The sequence below is a fragment of the Streptococcaceae bacterium ESL0687 genome (assembly GCA_029392475.1).
In the GTDB taxonomy this organism is placed as follows: Bacteria; Bacillota; Bacilli; order Lactobacillales; family Streptococcaceae; genus Floricoccus.
This window is the reverse complement of sequence record CP113940.1, coordinates 753,630-770,794: the sequence shown is the minus strand read 5'-3', so window position 1 is coordinate 770,794 and position 17,165 is coordinate 753,630. Positions and strand designations below refer to the sequence as shown.

Sequence of the window (17,165 nt, the reverse complement as noted above, 5' to 3'; positions counted from 1 at the left end):
TTTTATGATTAAAGTAATTATCGCAGGTTACAAAGGAAAGATGGGTTCAACAGCTGTAAACATGGTAAAGGCTGATCCAGAACTTGAACTAGCCGCTTTTGTTGATCCCTTTGCTGAAGAAAAACAAGTAGACGGGATTCCTGTCTTTACCAAGAAGGAAGATTTGATTGGCTTTGATGCAGATGTTTGGGTTGATTTTACAACGCCAAAGGTTGTTTTTGACAATACAAAATTTGCCATTGAACAAGGTTTTTCACCAGTTGTTGGAACTACTGGATTTTCTGAAGAAGATATTAAATTTCTAAAGGATTTATCCCTTGAGAAAAAAGTTGGTGGCTTAATTGCGCCTAACTTTGCGGTTGGGGCCATTTTAATGATGGAATTTGCTGCCAAGGCTTCAAAATACTTCCCAGACCTTGAGATAATTGAACTTCATCATGATAAAAAAATGGATGCTCCTAGTGGAACAGCCATTAAGACAGCTGAATTGATTGAAGAAAATCGTAAATTTAAAAAGCAAGGGGCACAAGGAGAAGAAGAAAGTTTACCTGGTGCTAGAGGGGCTGAGTATTCAGGTTTTAGAATCCACAGCGTGCGTCTTCCAGGTCTCATTGCCCACCAGGAGGTAATTTTTGGTGCCCCAGGTGAAGGCTTAACAATTCGCCATGATTCTTATGACCGTGAATCATTTATGGGTGGCGTTAAACTAGGAATAAAAAAAGTAACAAAATTAGATCAGTTAGTATATGGGTTGGAACATTTATTATGAAATTAAAAAACATGCCTGTTGAATTTCAGCAGGCTTTACCTATAATCGATAAGTTAAAATCTTCAGGTTATGAAGCATATTTCGTGGGTGGAAGTGTCCGTGATGTCCTCTTAAGTAGGGATATCCATGATGTTGATATTGCGACCAGTGCCTATCCTGAAGAGGTTAAACAAATTTTTGAAAAGACTGTCGATATTGGTATCGAGCATGGGACAGTTCTTGTTCTGGCTGAAGAAGGCCAGTATGAGATTACAACCTTTAGGACAGAAGACGTTTATGTTGACTATAGGCGTCCGAGCGGCGTAACCTTTGTCCGTAATTTAGATGAGGATCTTCTAAGGCGAGATTTTACTATCAATGCCTTTGCCCTTGCTGAGGATGGGGTAATTATTGACCGTTTTTCTGGTCTTTCGGATCTTGAAAATAGATTAATTAGAGCTGTTGGTATTGCTGATGAGCGCTTTAATGAAGATGCCCTAAGAATTATGAGGGCCCTTCGTTTTACCGCAAGTCTTAACTTTGACATTGAAGAGAAAACTTTTTTTGCCATGCAGACTCATGCTCCCCTTCTTGAGAAAATATCGATTGAACGAAGTTTTATTGAGCTTGATAAGCTTTTAATGGCAGACTTCTGGCGTAAGGGGCTTTCAAATCTCCTTAGGTCAGGAGTAAATAACTACCTGCCAGGGATGGTTGGATCTGAAACAGATTTAGAGAAAGTTCTTGTAAAGATTAAAGATGATGCTTTCCTCTTTTCAGAATCTGAACAAGCCTGGGCTTATCTGCTTTTAAACCTACAAGTAGATGATTGTAAATGTTTCCTGAAGAAGTGGAATGTGTCAAATGATTTTATTAAAAGGGTTACGGACATCTGTAAGGCTTACAGAATTGGTAGCCTAAGAACTTGGGGTAGAAGAGATCTTTATCAACTAGGATACAGGTCACTTAAGTTGGCTGAGGAGCTCTTTTTGGCAGAAGGGTTGGAGGTTAATCCAATCCATCTTAACCAACTAGATGAACTTCTTCCCATCAAATCTAAAGCAGAACTTGATATTAATGGTCAAATTTTAATGAAGAATTTCAATCGTAAGCCTGGAGTTTGGATTGGCCAATTAATTAGTAAAATTGAGGAGTTGGTAGTGGACGGTGATTTGGAAAATGATCAATCCATTATTTTAGACTACCTCAGAGAAGAAATGAAAGAAGAAATATATGAGTGACTTTCGTGTTGAAGGACTAACCAAATCAGTTGGAGATAAGACGGTTTTTTCAGACCTATCTTTTATCATCCATGATTATGATAAAATTGGACTTATCGGAGTCAACGGAACTGGTAAGACTACGCTTTTAAATGTAATCTCAGGAGTTTCTGGTTTTGACGGGGATACTAATCCCTTTGTTCACCCTCATGACTACCGAATTACCTATTTGACCCAGGAGCCTGATTTCAAGGAAGATGATACAATCTTAGATGCCGTCCTTGACGAAACGCTTCCTCAAATGGCCATCATCAAGGCCTACGAGCAGGCTCTGGATAATCTGACTGAGGATCCAATGAATGAAGACCTTCAGATGCAGCTGTCTAAAAGGGAGGAAGCAGTCTCTTCAAATAATGCCTGGAGCATTGAACAAGAGGTCAAAACCGTCCTTTCAAAACTAGATATCACAGATACCTCTAAGAAAATTTCAAGCCTTTCTGGGGGACAAAAAAGAAGGGTACAATTGGCCCAAGTTCTAGTAAATCCAAGTGATTTATTATTACTAGACGAGCCGACCAACCACCTGGATGTGGAAACAATCGCCTGGCTACAAAATTACCTGACCAACCTTAAAAGGGCTGTCCTATTTATCACCCACGACCGTTATTTCTTGGATAATGTGGCCAGCCGTATCTTTGAATTAGACCGTGGTGGAGTCATTGAATACCAAGGTAATTATCAGGACTATCTGACCCAAAAGGCAGAACGAGAAGAAGCAGAAGCTAGTCAGCAGCATAAAAAGCGCCAGCTTTTCAAGCAGGAATTAACCTGGATTAGAAAGAGTCCTCAGGCCCGGGCAACCAAGCAGCAAGCTAGGATTGACCGTTTTGAAAGTCTAAAGGACAGTATGACCACTGATGATTCTGAAAATCTGGAAATCAATCTGGCTACAACCCGCTTGGGTAAAAAGGTCGTTAAGCTTGAAGAGGCTGCCTTTTCTTATCCGGATAAAAAGATTTTCTCTGACTTTGACCTTTTACTTCAGGCTGATAGTCGAATTGGGATTATTGGGGACAATGGATCAGGGAAATCAACTCTTTTAAATATTATTAACGGAGATCTAGAGCTTGATTCGGGTATTTTAGATATTGGAGAGACCGTAAAAATTGGCTACTTCTCGCAAAATATCAGAGGTCTTGATGAATCAAAACGAGTAATCAACTTCCTGGAAGAGGTAGCAGCAGCTTCAACTAATAAAACTGGAGAGATGACCTCAGTTGTTAACCTGCTTGAGCAGTTCCTCTTCCCTCGTTCAACCCACGGAACTCTTATCTCAAAACTCTCAGGTGGAGAGAAAAAACGCCTGTACCTTCTGAAGATTCTTTTAGAGCAGCCAAATGTTCTTCTTCTAGACGAGCCGACAAATGACCTGGATATTGCAACTCTGACTGTCCTAGAGGACTTTTTGGCCACCTTCCCAGGAGCTGTTATCACAGTAAGTCATGACCGCTATTTTCTAGACAAGGTGGCATCGCAACTGTTAATTTTTGACCAAGGAACGATTAACAAGTACCATGGTAACTATTCAACCTACCTCCTGAATAAGGAAGAAAAACCTCTTGAAAAAGCTGAAGAAACTTCTTCTGAAAAGACTGTTAAGGTCAAAGATAAGAAGGAACGTCTGTCTTATTTTGAGCAAAAAGAATGGGCAACCATTGAAGATGAGATTATGGCCCTAGAAGAGAGAATTTCTGAGATCGAAACTGAGATGAATGAAAATGGGAGTGACTTTGGTAAGCTTTCAGTCCTGCAAAAGGAATTAGACGAGGCCAATGACAGCCTGCTTGAAAAATATGACCGCTATGAATACCTAAGCAGTAAGGCCTAAAATAAATTTAAATAAGTATTTGAGAATCAATAATATTAATATAAGGAGAATCCATGACCAAGGCAGATAAGATTTTTAAGGAAAATATCAAAAACATCCTTGATAATGGGGTATGGAGTGAACAGGCTCGCCCCCGCTATAAAAACGGAGAGATTGCCAACAGTAAATATGTAACTGGGCAATTTGCCGAATATGACCTATCAAAGGGTGAGTTTCCCATCATAACCCTGCGTCCGATTCCTATAAAAACAGCCATTAAAGAAATTTTCTGGATCTATCAGGATCAATCAAATGATTTAGAACTCCTAAAAAACAAGTATAATGTTCATTACTGGGACGACTGGGCCCTATCTGATGGAACAATCGGAGTACGTTACGGGGAAACGGTCAAGAGACATGGAATCATCACAAAACTTTTGGATGGCCTTGAGAAAAATCCTTGGAACAGAAGAAGTATCATCAATCTCTGGCAATATGAGGACTTTGAGGCTAGTGATGGACTTCTCCCCTGTGCCTTTCAATCCATGTACGATGTTAGAAGGGTAGGAGATGAAATTTACTTGGATGCTACTTTGACCCAACGTTCAAATGATATGCTTGTGGCTCATCATATTAATGCCATGCAGTATGTGGCCCTTCAGATGATGATCGCCTGCCACTTTGGCTGGAAGGTTGGTAAATTCTTCTACTTTATCAATAACCTACATATTTACAACAATCAGTTTGACAATGCAGAAGAACTATTAAATCGTAAGGAAACTGCTTGCAGCCCACGTCTAATTCTTCATGCAGCTCCAGGAACCAACTTCTTTGATATTAAACCAGAAGATTTTGAATTAGTTGATTATGAGCCGGTTAAACCACAGTTAAAGTTTGATTTAGCCATTTAATTTAGCCCTATCTAAAGGAGAATTTCATGCTTGTAAATTTATATCAGAGATTTTTAAAGGAGATTTCCAAGGCGACAAAATCTAAAAAAATACCAAAATTTATAAGAGGTCTTCTTATTTGGTATATAAATTTACCTGAAATTTTTAGGCTACTCATGGCCATTATTGTTCTTTTACTGGTAATTTTTATAGCCCTGGTAGTCATTTATATAAGCGTCTTAACTAGTTTTTTATTGATTATAACCCTTGCAAGTTTTCCTAAAATTATTTTACTTGTAGCGGGTGTCATTATAGTAGGGGGCTTAATAATTTACCTTCAAGGAAGAAAAGAATAAAAAGATAGGTCTTGCTATTGTTTTATGGTCTTAATTAGTCATATAATATAGATAATTAATAAGAGAGTTATACCAAAGGAGATACCATGATTACAGGAATTTTAGCAGAGGACAAGACTGGTTTAATTGGAAAAAATGGAACCCTGCCTTGGCACCTGCCAGCAGAACTGGCTCATTTTAAGAAAACAACCCTTGATGATGTTATCTTAATGGGACGGACAACTTTTGAGGGAATGAATAAACGAACCCTACCAAGAAGAACTACGATTGTACTTACCAGTGATAAAAATTATGATGCAGGATCAAATGAAGTTCTTGTTATGAATAGCAGAGAACAGGTACTTGACTGGTATAAAAAACAGGACAAGACCCTTCATATAATTGGGGGAGCTCAGGTAATCCAAACATTTTCAGGTGATATTGATCGTTTTTACAGAACAATCATTGATGCAGAACTTGAAGGAGATACTTACTTCCCTGAAGATTTTGACTGGGGTCAGTTTAAACTTAAGAGCGAAGAACCTTACAGCAAGGATGAAAAAAATATTTATAATTTTGTAGTTCAAGTTTTAGATAGAAAAAATAATTAGTACAACCGTGTATTAGAAAGAGGTCTATATGACAACCGATAAAAACAGTATAAATTGCTCTTTTTGTGGAAAAAATCAGGATGAAGTTAAAAAGATTATAGCAGGAAGTGGTGTCTACATTTGTAATGAATGTGTTGATTTATCTAGGGAAATTCTTCAAGAAGAAATCCATGATGAGGCCATGGCTGATATTGATGTTAGCAAGAAACCTCGTGAAATTATGGAAGATTTGAATGAGTATGTAATCGGTCAGGAACGTGCTAAAAGAGCTCTTGCTGTTGCTGTTTACAATCACTTTAAAAGAATCAACTTCTCACAGAGCTCAATTGAAGATTCAGTTGAACTTCAAAAGTCGAATATCCTCTTAATTGGACCAACTGGTTCAGGAAAGACCTTCCTGGCTCAAACTCTTGCAAGAACTTTAAATGTTCCCTTTGCCATTGCTGATGCGACAAGCCTTACTGAAGCAGGTTATGTGGGAGAAGATGTCGAAAATATCCTTTTAAAACTCCTTCAGGCTAGTGACTTTAATGTTGAACGAGCAGAACACGGAATTATCTATGTTGATGAAATAGATAAGATTGCTAAAAAATCAGAGAATGTTTCAATCACTCGTGATGTATCGGGTGAAGGAGTGCAGCAGGCCCTACTTAAAATAATTGAGGGTACAGTTGCAAGTGTTCCCCCTCAAGGAGGACGCAAACACCCTAATCAGGAGATGATTCAGATTGATACTAAAAATATTCTCTTTATTGTAGGTGGAGCCTTTGACGGCATTGAAGACATTGTAAAGGCTCGTTTGGGTGAAAAAATTATTGGATTTGGTTCTAATAATAAAAAACTCGCTGATGATGCAAGTTACATGCAGGAGATTATCTCAGAAGACATTCAAAAATTTGGTCTAATTCCTGAATTTATTGGACGCCTTCCAGTTGTCGCAGCCCTTGATAAGTTAACGGAAGAAGATTTAATCCACATTTTGACCAAGCCTAAAAATGCCTTGGTTAGACAGTATAAAAAGCTTATGGAATATGATGGGATTGATCTTGAATTTGAAGATGCAGCCCTTGATGCCATAGCCAAAAAGGCAATTGAAAGAAAGACCGGAGCGCGTGGCCTTCGTTCAATTATTGAAGAAGTAATGATGGATCTCATGTATGAACTTCCAAGTATGGAAGGAGTTCGTGAGGTTATCATTACAAAAGATACAGTTGACGGTCAGGATGAGCCGATTTTAGTAAAAGAAGACGAAGTTTCTGAATAAACTGGGGCACTCGTGTGCCCCTTCCGTCTTTTTAGATAGTTAATAGAAAGAAAAAAATATGAATAAACATAATGCAGAAATTGTAATCAGTGCTGCTTCAAGCAAGCAGTACCCAGAGACAGATATGCCAGAAATTGCCCTTGCCGGCCGTTCTAACGTTGGAAAATCAAGCTTTATTAATACCCTACTTAACCGTAAAAATTTAGCCCGTACTTCTGGAAAACCAGGTAAAACACAGCTTTTAAACTTTTATAATATCGATGATACCATCCACTTTGTGGACGTTCCAGGTTACGGGTACGCTAAAGTTAGTAAGTCTGAACGTGCCAAATGGGGTAAAATGATTGAAGAATATCTAACAACCCGTGATAATTTAAGGGCGGTTGTAAGTCTGGTTGATTTGCGTCATGAACCATCTGCTGACGATGTACAAATGTACGAGTTCTTAAAATACTACGGCATTCCAGTTATTTTAGTTGCAACCAAGGCTGATAAAATCCCTCGTGGTAAATGGAATAAGCACGAAGCTGTTATTAAAAAAGCCCTTCAGTTTGATTCAACAGACGACTTCATTATTTTTTCATCAGTTGATAAGACTGGTTACAATGAAGCTTGGGCTGCAATTGAGTCTTTTGTAGACGAGAAATAGGCGATTTACCATATTTCTACAACAAGTAAAGGGGAGGAAAATTTGGACCTTATAAAGAAGATGAGTTACACGCATAAAAGTTTATTAATATCATTCATCTACTATGCAGTTAGTGGTCTTGGAATGGCCATGTCAATTAAGGCAGATATAGGTGTTACCTGTTTCAATGCCCTTCTCTTGTCCCTGTCTGATATTCTTTCCATAAAGGTTGGAACCATGTCTATGCTGGCTAACATTAGCTTTTTGGTTCTCTGCTTTCTTCTGGACCGAAATAAGAACATGTACCAGTACTTGCTCATGTTTGTAGCCCAGTTTTGTTTTGGTTCTGTGGTCAATTTTTTCCTTTATAATCTTCTAGGAAATCTTGTACTGACTAATTATTTCTTAAAACTGGGACTCTTTTTCTTAGGTCTTGTTGTTACCTGCTTTGGGGTGGGGCGTATTCTTTACTACAAGATCCTTCAATTTCCAATTGAGAACTTTTGTAATCTACTTGCAGCAAGAACCAACCACTCGATGAAATTTTACAGATATGGAATTGATGTTTTTGGGGTCAGTGGTTCTTTGATTTTATCATTTGCCTTTAATCTTCCTATTTACGTTAGGGAGGGGACAATCATTTCTCTTTTCCTATTTTCACATATTATGTCTTGGTCATATGGACTCAAAGGCATTTCCAAAAAATAAAAACCTCCTGCAGGAGGTTTTTTTGTTATCTTTTATTTTAATTTTCGTATAGGTTAGGGAATTGTTTCTTGATGAAAGGGACAATAAAAAAATTAAATGGAGGAAACTATTTGGTTCTATTAAAGAAAAAATTTAAGATCAAAAGTTCGATTGTTTTAGCAGGTTGTATCTTGACAGGGTTTTCTGGTCTAGAAGGAAAAACGGTTCAAGCAGCCCCTGTGGGTGATGATTATCCTGCCCACTGGAAGTCTTATCCTGTGGGTTCATTGGTTGCTGATGCTTACGGAATGTACGTGCGTCAGTGTACATCATTTATTGCCCACCGCCTAGATAAGGTTAATAACTTTAAACTTCCAAGAGGTTACGGGAATGCTAATACTTGGGGAAATACAGCCCGCAGTCAGGGATACAGGGTTGATAGTAATCCAGCTGTAGGGTCAGTTGCTTGGTGGTCATCCATGCATGTGGCCTGGGTGGCAGAAGTTAGTGGGAGTAGGGTTCTAATAGAAGAGTATAATTACGGCTATACAGGAAACTACCGAACGAGGTGGATTAATAAACAAGATGTTTCAGGGTTTATTCACTTTAAAGACCTAGGGACTTCAAGTAATTCTTCACCCTCAAGTGCTAATCCAGATGCTTCAACTAGTCTTCCTCCAAGTGGAGTTTACCGTTTTACAACAAGTTCTGCCGTTAGGGCAGAAGCAAGGATCACTAGTCCAGCACTTGCTACCTATAATCCTGGAGATACGGTCATTTATGACCAAATAATTAGGCAAGACGGCTACCTATGGTTGTCCTATATTGGAGGAAGTGGGAAAAGAAGGTATGTCGCAGTCGTTAGGCTGTCTAGTGTACCTGTAAATTCTCATCCAGCTAATGGGCTAAATTATGTATCCCATATAGCAAATATCGGATGGAAGGACTGGGTTAGAGAAGGCCAAACTTCTGGTACAGATGATTGTAACAATATGGAAGCCCTGGCTCTTAGCATTCAAAATTTGGGGCTGTCAGGTTCAATTGAGTATAGGGCCCATGTAGCTTATGTTGGTTGGCAGGATTTTGTAAGAGATGGTCAGATGGCTGGAACCACCGGGCAATCTAAAGCCATAGAAGCTATTGAAATTAGACTTACTGGAGATCTGGCTAAAAATTATGATATTATTTACCGAACCTACGTTAAGGACTTGGGTTGGCAGGACTGGGTGAAAAATGGATCCATGTCTGGGACGACAGGACAGACAAGACCCATTTATAATTTTCAAGCCCAGTTAATCAAAAAGTAGTTTCTGAAAATATTTTCATTTGAATTGACTTATAAGACCTTCTAGTGTAGTCTACTTAAGGGTTCTTTACCGGCTTATTAATTTTATTAGCTATTAGCCTGGTAAAGAAAATTCTAAAAGGAGATGGGATACTATGAAGTTTAAAATCTTATTCTCATTATTAATTGCCCTGTTTTTTCCTTTGGCAGATATTTTGAATAATAATTTGCCAGAAGAATATGCACTAGTCGATATTTTTTCTATTTTTATAGTGGTTTATTTTAGTTTCACTTTTTTGATTTGGCTTTTGACTTTCCTAGGTCGAACAGTTGGCCTAGAAGTTTATCAATATCTAAGAACTAAAATTTTTTTCAGTAAGGGTCGTGATTCTAAGAAGCCTTATATCTCCTTGAAATCGCAAATGGATCTTATCCATCAATTTTATGACCGGTATAATTATGTTCTTGACTGTCCGTACATTGTTGATCAAAAAGGTGCTCAAGGAGCGCTCATCTACCTTACTCGGAGGAAGTTATCCAGTCACTTGACTCAAAGAGAGCTGGTAAGACTTCCTGACCCACCAGGATGGAAAAGGATTAATAACAGCCGGGCCGGAAGGGTTTATCCTTATCACAGGACCCATTTATTACCCTTTATTTTTAGTCAAAGTGAAGGCTTTGAGATGCCCTTTTTACTAATTACAGGAAGTTCTTACCTTAATCACGGGGATCTTCTTAGTCTTGATACCATTACCAGCCATGACAGGAGAGATTATAATTCCATTTATAATAGGGCGGAAAGAATCAAGTTAAATAACAGGGAGCGGAAGATTTTGGTTAATCAGCCGACCTTAAGTCCTATTTTTGATGGAAGTTTAAAGTATTCTCTGGCTGATGTTGAGGCTTATACCAGTGAGTATATTGAAAAATCAAAAGGGCAGCATGTCTTTTGTTATATGGTGACCTGCAATTATGATGAGGATCCATTGATTCCAGCATCAGTAAATATTTTCTTTCAAAATGTTAGCCTGCAAAAGACCATTTTAAATATGGAGCTTGAAAATATTCACTTGTAATCAATTTAATTTGAAAAAATTGTTGACAAATAGCTATAATTTGATATACTTAAAAAGTTGAAAGCAGAAGCGTATGCTTCTCGCCTAAGTGTGGATAATGCTGGGCTGAGATCAGGATTATCTTTACCCATTAGGTAAAGAATAAAAGCGAGCTTTCAATCGAAGGCTCGCTTTTTCTTGCTTGAAACTAAATATTTAATTGGTAAGGAGAGATATCATAGCAAAAGATTTGTTTATGAACGGACAGATTCGTGCTCGCGAAGTTCGTTTAATTAGTGCAGATGGTGAACAACTTGGTATTGTTCAAACTTCAGACGCCTTGCGTCAAGCTGGAGATTTAGATTTGGACTTGGTATTAATTTCACCACAAGCTAAACCGCCTGTAGCGAAAATCATGGACTTCAGTAAGTTCAAATTTGAGCAAAAGAAAAAATTAAAAGAACAGAAGAAAAATCAAACAGTAGTTACTGTAAAAGAAGTTCGTTTAAGTCCTGTAATTGACAAAAATGACTTTGATACTAAATTACGTCAAGCTGAAAAATTCCTTGCAAAAGGAAATAAGGTTAAGGTTTCAATCCGCTTCAAGGGTCGTATGATTACCCACAAAGAAGTTGGACAGAAAGTTCTTGATGACTTTGCTGAAGCGACTAAAGAAATTGCAGTCGTTGAGCAACGTGCAAAAATGGATGGACGCTCAATGTTTATGCAATTAGCTCCATCAGCAGACAAAAAATAATTCGGAGGAATCATAAAAATGCCAAAACAAAAAACTCACCGCGGAAGCGCAAAACGTTTTAAACGTACTGGTAGTGGAGGACTTAAACGTTACAGTGCCTACACTTCTCACCGTTTCCACGGAAAAACTAAAAAACAACGTCGTCACCTTCGTAAACCATCAATGGTAAGTTCTGGTGACTTCAAACGTATCAAAGCAATGCTTACACAAATGCGTTAATCAGAATTCATTTGTAAGAAACTAATTAAAGAAATACTCGGAGGATATATATAAATGGCACGTGTTAAAGGTGGCGTTGTAAGCCGCAAACGTCGTAAACGTACTCTAAAACTTGCAAAAGGTTACTATGGATCAAAACACACACTGTTCCGTACTGCTAAAGAGCAAGTAATGAACTCATACAACTATGCATACCGCGATCGTCGTCAAAAGAAACGTGATTTCCGTAAACTTTGGATTGCACGTATCAACGCAGCGGCACGCATGAACGGTCTTAGCTACTCTAAGATGATGCACGGTCTTAAACTTGCAGAAATCGAAGTTAACCGTAAAATGCTAGCTGACCTAGCAGTTAACGATGCAGCAGCTTTCACAGCTCTTGCAGAAGCAGCTAAAAAAGCTCTTGCAGCATAAGAATCTTTTAGATTTGGAAAATCTGTCTCTTGGGGCAGGTTTTTTTGTGTCTTATTTGTAGCTTGAATAGTAAATATTTTGCTATTGTTCTCCTTTGTGTTAAAATACTACTTGTCTAAATGTTTAGACATGTCTTCAGGGCGGGGGTCGTTTCCCCACTGGTGGTAAAGTCCATGAACCGAAATTTTCGGCCGAACTGGTAAAATTCCAGTACCAACTGTTAAAGTCAGGATGAAGAGGAGACAAGGAAAAATTTAATATTGTTTTATTTTTTTGCAAGTCTTCTAAATAAAATTTAGGAGGAACCCATGAAAGATACCAAACGTCTGGCGTATATCGCCATCCTAAGTGCTGTTGCCACAGTTCTTATGATTTTCCCGCAGTTTCCAATTATACCGGGAGCTGATTTTTTGAAAATCGAATTTTCAGTTATTCCCATTATGATTGGCTACTTTATATTTGATTTAAAGACAGCCTATGTAATCCTTCTTATAAGATCTTTATTAAAGCTTCTTATAAATAACCAAGGTGTGAATACAATGGTTGGATTACCAATGAATATGTTGGCAGTAGGTCTTTTTGTGACTGTTTTTGCCCTTATCGCTGGAAAATCTTATGGCGGTCGTAAATTTGTTGTGGGAGGAGTCTGTGCAAGTATTGCTATGACTATTGCCATGGTTCTTATGAACTATTTTTACGCAATTCCTTTATATGCCAAATTTGCAGGTTTTGATATCAAACAAATTATCGGTGTAGGTAAATACCTACTTGCAATGGTTACGCCTTTTAACCTTGTTCAAGGTCTTGTATATACAGGGAGTCTAGCTCTTATTTTGGGTGTTGCTAAGCGACTTCCAGTAATGGAGAAAAGTCCCAGATAAAAACAAAAACTAGAATCTTTGTGGATTCTAGTTTTTATTTTTGTCACGTATTTACATATATTTTACTTTAAATTATAAATTTACTTAACATTAGTATTTTTTTTAAAGTTTTTTTGTGTTTTTTTAGGAAAAAGGACTGAATCTTGAAAAGGATAGTGATATAATTATCCTATAAACACTTATATTTTATTAGAAATGTGTACTTATTGTTAAGAATATGTACCAAAAAGAGCGGAGGAAGTTGTATGCTAGAAGTTATCGATATCAATAAGACATTCGATAATGGATTTGAAGCCCTAAAGTCGATTAATTTTAAGATTGAGACTGGGGATTTGGTTTGTCTATTAGGCCCAAGTGGTTGTGGTAAATCAACCATTCTTAATATTATAGCTGGTCTCTTAAGTCCAAGTAATGGGGATATTAAGTTTGATGACAGATCTGTTGTAGAAGTTGAACCTAAGGATAGGAATATTGGTTTTGTCTTCCAGAACTATGCCCTTTACCCCCACATGACCGTTCTTGAAAATATCATGTTCCCACTAACTGTTGGAGCTAAGAAAAAAGATAAGGCTGAAGCTCGTGCCATTGCTGAAGAGTACATGGCTCTTACCAATATTGAAGAGCTTGCAGATAAAAAGCCGGGTACTTTATCAGGTGGACAGCAGCAGCGGGTAGCAATCACTCGTGCTCTAGTTCAAAGACCAGAGGTTCTCTTGCTTGATGAACCCCTAAGTAACCTAGATGCAAGACTTCGCTTGAAAATCCGTGAGGAAATTCGCCGCTTGGTTAAAGAAGTAGGGATTACAACAATCTTTGTAACCCATGACCAGGAAGAAGCTCTTTCAATCAGTGATAAGATTATTCTTTTAGATCAAGGGATCGTCCAACAAAATGATGATCCGCAGAATCTTTACTTGGAGCCCAACAATCTTTTTGTAGCTAAATTCATTGGTAACCCAATAATTAATACCTTTGATGTTGAATTAAAGGACGGCTTCCTTAATTTTGATGGTTACTCAGTTCCTCTAGCAAATTTTGAAGATTCAAGATTCAAGGCTCAACTTACTGACGGAAAATATGTTTTAGGTATCCGTCCAGAGGATATTCTGCCAGTTGAAAATGGAATTTTCAATGCTGAAATAACTCAGGTTGAGTTAATCGGACGTGAGCGCATTCTTAATTTCTACCTGAATAATGATCGTCTTAAATCAATTGTAAGTATAGAACAAGCAATCGAAGTAGGACAAAATCTAGCTTTTGACTTTGCTTACAATAAGGCCTTTATTTTTAAAGAAGATGGTGAAAGGGTTTATTAATGTTTAAAAAATATAAGCCAGAAAATCAGCTCAAGGCGTGGTTGTTCTTACTACCATCTTTGGCTGTAATCTTTATTTTTAATATTTATTCGCTCTATAAGTCTTTCATGCTGAGTTTTCAAAAGGGAAATCTTTTAAATCATAGTTATGCAGGACTTGCAAACTACAAGAAGGTCATCCAGGATCCAGTTTTTCATAAGGCCTTAAAAAACACGGCCATTTATGCTTTTTCTGTGGTACCAATAGCCCTTATCCTCTCTATTATTATCGCTTGGATAATTTTTGAAAAGGTTAAGAATAAGAGTCTCTTTGAAACAATCTTCTTCATGCCTTATGTAACATCAACAATCGCAGTAGGAATTGTCTTCAGATACTTTTTCAATGAAAACTACGGGATTATCAATTACTTTCTTGGCTTTTTCGGTGTTAAACCAATCAACTGGCTTAACAGTACCGGAATGAGTATTCCAACCCTGATAATTTTCGGGATTTGGGGGAGTCTAGCCTTCAATATCATTATCCTTTTATCAGGCTTTAGAAATATTGATGAAGAGCATTATAAAATTGCTAAAATGTTTGGGGCAACTGACTGGGAGATTTTCAGAAGAATTACCTTCCCGCAACTTATTCCAACCATTGCCTTCTTAATTACAGTTAACTTAATTGGATCATTTAAGGTTTATACTCAGGTTTACGCCCTCTTTAATGGTCAAGCCGGTGTTGCCAATAGTGCCACAACCGCCGTTTACTACATCTATGATAAATTCCATGTGGTAGGACGTCCTGGTATTGCCATGGCTGCAACAGTTATCCTATTTGGAATTATCCTGCTTGTAACCTTTATCCAAAATAAACTATTAGAAAAGGTGAATAAATAGATGAAGAAAGTATCAACCATCCTATCTTATACCTTTATTATAGCTCTGGCTCTTATGACCTTGTTCCCCTTCATTTATATGATTCTAGCAGGTCTTATGACCTATAGTGAAGCAACAAGTATGCCACCTACCTTTATTCCAAAAACCTTCCAGTTTACCAACTATGCTCAGGTTTTTGAAAAGGCACCTTTCATTCGTTATTTCTTTAATACAGTCTTTGTATCTTTAGCCATAACAGTTGCCACTCTTGTAACCTCAGTTCTAGCATCATTTGCTTTAACAAGTCTTCAGTTCAAGGGTAAAAAAATTGTCTTATTTATCATGGTAGCCCTTCTAATGGTACCTTATGAATCAATTATTTTTACCAACTACAACACAATTGCTCGCCTGGGTCTACTGAATACCTACACAGCTTTAATCATTCCCTTCCTTACTAGTATATTCTACATCTACTACCTGAACGGATACTTAAAAGCCATTCCAATAACCTTTTATAAGGCAGCAAAAATTGACGGAGCAAGTGATCTTGAGTACATCTGGCGCATTTTAATTCCTATGATTAAGCCAGCTTTAGTAACAGTTGGAATCTTGACCTTCATTTCAAGTTGGAATTCCTTCCTATGGCCACTTCTTGTGACCAATGATAAGACCTACCGCTTACTAAATAATGGGTTATCAGCCTTTACAAGCGAAAGTGGAAATGATGTTCACCTTCAAATGGCGGCTGCCACCCTAACAGTCATTCCAATTTTGATTATCTACTTTATCTTTAGGAAAGAAATTATTAGAGGAGTAACAAAAAATGGAATTAAAGGATAAAAACAAAACAATCGTCCGCTTTCATAGCGGAATAATGACTATCGGTGGGACAGTAATCGAAGTTTCTTACAATCAATCAAGAATCTTCTTTGACTTTGGAACAGAGTTTCGTCCAGAGTTAGACTTACAAGATGAAAAACTTGATACCCTGCTTGAAAACAGATTAATCCCAGAGCTATCAAATGTCTATGATTCAAGACTGTCAGAAAATTTACCAGTGGTAGCAGATGATTTTGAAGACACAGCAGTCTTCATGTCCCATGTTCATTTGGATCACTCAAAAATGATTAACTATTTGGATCCAAATATTCCCCTTTATGCTTATGAGGAAACAGAAAAACTTTTGAACTCTTTAAACCGCAAGGGCAGCTTCTTAATTCCTTCACCTTTTGAGGAAAAGAATTTTGTAAGACCTGTTACCAAGGTTGTTAAGGGTGAAAAGGTACAAATTGGTCAAATCACTGTTGAAATGCTTCCAGTTGACCACGATGCGTACGGGGCAAGTGCCTTTCTTATTCGCACACCTGACAAATTTATCGTCTATACTGGAGACTTACGTCTTCATGGTCATGATGCCCAGGACACCATTGATTTTTGTGCTGAGGCCAAAGGCTGTGACCTGCTTATGATGGAAGGTGTAAGCATTAGCTTTGCGGATAATGCCCGTGAGCTTGATATTAAAACCTTTACTGAAGATGATTTAATTGAAACTTTAGTAGAACTAGAGCTTGAAAATCCAAATCGTCAGATTACCTTTAATGGGTATCCAGCCAATCTTAAGCGCTTTGAAAAAATCATTGAAAGATCACCTAGAACAGTAGTTCTTGAAGCCCAAATGGCAGCCTTACTTTTAGATATCTTTGGATTAAATGTACCTTATTATTATTCCTTTACTAAAAGTGAAGGTAAGAAACTTTCAATTTTAGATGAAAGTCTAGAAGTTGCTTATTATATGTTACTGGAAGATAAGGGTGACTACCTCTGGCAGGTAGTTGACCATCATGAAAACTTACAGGACGGATCCCTTTACATCCATAGTGATGCTGAACCCTTGGGGGATTTTGATCCAGCCTATGCTAAGTTTTTAGATCTTCTAGCTAGTAAAAAGATCGAATTCGTACGTTTGGCCTGCTCAGGGCATGCTAGACCACGCGATTTAGATAAAATTATTTCTATGATTCAACCTAAACTATTGGTTCCAATCCATACGCTGAAACCAGAAAATCTGGAAAATCCGTACGGTGAAAGAATATTACCCCAACGTGGGCAAAAAATTATCTTATAAGGAGAG

Annotated in this window: 18 protein-coding genes, 1 riboswitch and 1 other annotated feature; all 18 genes read left to right on the top strand. The window is 37.7% G+C overall.

Annotated elements, in window-relative coordinates; all coding sequences use genetic code 11:
• Positions 1 to 4 precede the first annotated feature (4 nt).
• The 18 genes from dapB to OZX60_03780 all read left to right on the top strand — a co-directional run bounded on the left by dapB (position 5) and on the right by OZX60_03780 (position 17,159).
• The gene (gene dapB / locus OZX60_03865; protein WEV44585.1) at positions 5 to 769 is read left to right on the top strand and encodes a 4-hydroxy-tetrahydrodipicolinate reductase; all 765 of its coding nucleotides are present in this window, start codon (positions 5 to 7) and stop codon (positions 767 to 769) included.
• Positions 766 to 1,989 carry a CCA tRNA nucleotidyltransferase gene (locus OZX60_03860; protein WEV44584.1) on the top strand — a complete coding sequence of 408 codons (1,224 nt, stop codon included), beginning with the start codon at positions 766 to 768 and terminating at the stop codon, positions 1,987 to 1,989. The genes dapB and OZX60_03860 overlap by 4 nt, the downstream gene beginning before the upstream one ends.
• Entirely contained in the window at positions 1,982 to 3,856 is a 1,875-nt protein-coding gene (locus tag OZX60_03855) for an ABC-F family ATP-binding cassette domain-containing protein (protein ID WEV44583.1), read from the top strand. Before OZX60_03860 ends, OZX60_03855 begins: the two co-directional genes overlap by 8 nt.
• Before the next feature lie 53 nt (positions 3,857 to 3,909).
• The gene (locus OZX60_03850) at positions 3,910 to 4,746 is read left to right on the top strand and encodes a thymidylate synthase (GenBank protein ID WEV44582.1); all 837 of its coding nucleotides are present in this window, start codon (positions 3,910 to 3,912) and stop codon (positions 4,744 to 4,746) included.
• A gap of 421 nt (positions 4,747 to 5,167) precedes the next feature.
• Entirely contained in the window at positions 5,168 to 5,671 is a 504-nt protein-coding gene (locus OZX60_03845) for a dihydrofolate reductase (protein WEV44581.1), read from the top strand.
• Positions 5,672 to 5,699: 28 nt separating this feature from the next.
• Positions 5,700 to 6,935, top strand: a complete 1,236-nt coding sequence (gene clpX, locus OZX60_03840; GenBank protein ID WEV44580.1) for an ATP-dependent Clp protease ATP-binding subunit ClpX — start codon at positions 5,700 to 5,702, stop codon at positions 6,933 to 6,935.
• Positions 6,936 to 6,993: 58 nt separating this feature from the next.
• Complete coding sequence (gene yihA, locus OZX60_03835) at positions 6,994 to 7,584, top strand: ribosome biogenesis GTP-binding protein YihA/YsxC (GenBank protein WEV44579.1); 591 nt, start codon at positions 6,994 to 6,996, stop codon at positions 7,582 to 7,584.
• A 42-nt stretch (positions 7,585 to 7,626) separates the two neighbouring features.
• Positions 7,627 to 8,271 carry a hypothetical protein gene (locus OZX60_03830; GenBank protein ID WEV44578.1) on the top strand — a complete coding sequence of 215 codons (645 nt, stop codon included), beginning with the start codon at positions 7,627 to 7,629 and terminating at the stop codon, positions 8,269 to 8,271.
• Positions 8,272 to 8,342: 71 nt separating this feature from the next.
• Positions 8,343 to 9,557, top strand: coding sequence for an SH3 domain-containing protein (locus OZX60_03825; GenBank protein WEV44577.1), 1,215 nt, complete (start codon positions 8,343 to 8,345; stop codon positions 9,555 to 9,557).
• 133 nt (positions 9,558 to 9,690) lie between these two features.
• A complete protein-coding gene (locus OZX60_03820; protein WEV44576.1) occupies positions 9,691 to 10,611 on the top strand; it encodes a hypothetical protein in 921 nt (306 codons plus the stop codon).
• 55 nt (positions 10,612 to 10,666) lie between these two features.
• Positions 10,667 to 10,796 (top strand) — a sequence feature (ribosomal protein L20 leader region).
• 50 nt (positions 10,797 to 10,846) lie between these two features.
• Complete coding sequence (infC, locus tag OZX60_03815; protein WEV44575.1) at positions 10,847 to 11,347, top strand: translation initiation factor IF-3; 501 nt, start codon at positions 10,847 to 10,849, stop codon at positions 11,345 to 11,347.
• 18 nt (positions 11,348 to 11,365) lie between these two features.
• Complete coding sequence (gene rpmI / locus OZX60_03810; GenBank protein WEV44574.1) at positions 11,366 to 11,566, top strand: 50S ribosomal protein L35; 201 nt, start codon at positions 11,366 to 11,368, stop codon at positions 11,564 to 11,566.
• Between the two features lie 54 nt (positions 11,567 to 11,620).
• Positions 11,621 to 11,980 (top strand): 50S ribosomal protein L20, encoded by a 360-nt coding sequence (gene rplT / locus OZX60_03805; protein ID WEV44573.1) that lies wholly within the window; start codon positions 11,621 to 11,623, stop codon positions 11,978 to 11,980.
• A 127-nt stretch (positions 11,981 to 12,107) separates the two neighbouring features.
• Positions 12,108 to 12,228, top strand: a riboswitch (FMN riboswitch).
• Positions 12,229 to 12,288: 60 nt separating this feature from the next.
• Complete coding sequence (locus tag OZX60_03800) at positions 12,289 to 12,861, top strand: ECF transporter S component (GenBank protein WEV44572.1); 573 nt, start codon at positions 12,289 to 12,291, stop codon at positions 12,859 to 12,861.
• A 245-nt stretch (positions 12,862 to 13,106) separates the two neighbouring features.
• Entirely contained in the window at positions 13,107 to 14,177 is a 1,071-nt protein-coding gene (locus tag OZX60_03795; protein ID WEV44571.1) for an ABC transporter ATP-binding protein, read from the top strand.
• Positions 14,177 to 15,055, top strand: a complete 879-nt coding sequence (locus OZX60_03790) for a sugar ABC transporter permease (GenBank protein WEV44570.1) — start codon at positions 14,177 to 14,179, stop codon at positions 15,053 to 15,055. Before OZX60_03795 ends, OZX60_03790 begins: the two co-directional genes overlap by 1 nt.
• The gene (locus tag OZX60_03785) at positions 15,056 to 15,874 is read left to right on the top strand and encodes a carbohydrate ABC transporter permease (protein ID WEV44569.1); all 819 of its coding nucleotides are present in this window, start codon (positions 15,056 to 15,058) and stop codon (positions 15,872 to 15,874) included.
• Complete coding sequence (locus OZX60_03780; protein ID WEV44568.1) at positions 15,858 to 17,159, top strand: MBL fold metallo-hydrolase; 1,302 nt, start codon at positions 15,858 to 15,860, stop codon at positions 17,157 to 17,159. The genes OZX60_03785 and OZX60_03780 overlap by 17 nt, the downstream gene beginning before the upstream one ends.
• Positions 17,160 to 17,165: the final 6 nt, after the last annotated feature.

Coding starts and splice junctions, on each gene's coding strand:
- dapB (WEV44585.1), top strand. CDS start 5: ATGATTAAAGTAATTATCGCAGGTTACAAAGGAAAGATGGGTTCAACA.
- OZX60_03860 (WEV44584.1), top strand. CDS start 766: ATGAAATTAAAAAACATGCCTGTTGAATTTCAGCAGGCTTTACCTATA.
- OZX60_03855 (WEV44583.1), top strand. CDS start 1,982: ATGAGTGACTTTCGTGTTGAAGGACTAACCAAATCAGTTGGAGATAAG.
- OZX60_03850 (WEV44582.1), top strand. CDS start 3,910: ATGACCAAGGCAGATAAGATTTTTAAGGAAAATATCAAAAACATCCTT.
- OZX60_03845 (WEV44581.1), top strand. CDS start 5,168: ATGATTACAGGAATTTTAGCAGAGGACAAGACTGGTTTAATTGGAAAA.
- clpX (WEV44580.1), top strand. CDS start 5,700: ATGACAACCGATAAAAACAGTATAAATTGCTCTTTTTGTGGAAAAAAT.
- yihA (WEV44579.1), top strand. CDS start 6,994: ATGAATAAACATAATGCAGAAATTGTAATCAGTGCTGCTTCAAGCAAG.
- OZX60_03825 (WEV44577.1), top strand. CDS start 8,343: ATGAAAGGGACAATAAAAAAATTAAATGGAGGAAACTATTTGGTTCTA.
- OZX60_03820 (WEV44576.1), top strand. CDS start 9,691: ATGAAGTTTAAAATCTTATTCTCATTATTAATTGCCCTGTTTTTTCCT.
- infC (WEV44575.1), top strand. CDS start 10,847: ATGAACGGACAGATTCGTGCTCGCGAAGTTCGTTTAATTAGTGCAGAT.
- rpmI (WEV44574.1), top strand. CDS start 11,366: ATGCCAAAACAAAAAACTCACCGCGGAAGCGCAAAACGTTTTAAACGT.
- rplT (WEV44573.1), top strand. CDS start 11,621: ATGGCACGTGTTAAAGGTGGCGTTGTAAGCCGCAAACGTCGTAAACGT.
- OZX60_03800 (WEV44572.1), top strand. CDS start 12,289: ATGAAAGATACCAAACGTCTGGCGTATATCGCCATCCTAAGTGCTGTT.
- OZX60_03795 (WEV44571.1), top strand. CDS start 13,107: ATGCTAGAAGTTATCGATATCAATAAGACATTCGATAATGGATTTGAA.
- OZX60_03790 (WEV44570.1), top strand. CDS start 14,177: ATGTTTAAAAAATATAAGCCAGAAAATCAGCTCAAGGCGTGGTTGTTC.
- OZX60_03785 (WEV44569.1), top strand. CDS start 15,056: ATGAAGAAAGTATCAACCATCCTATCTTATACCTTTATTATAGCTCTG.
- OZX60_03780 (WEV44568.1), top strand. CDS start 15,858: ATGGAATTAAAGGATAAAAACAAAACAATCGTCCGCTTTCATAGCGGA.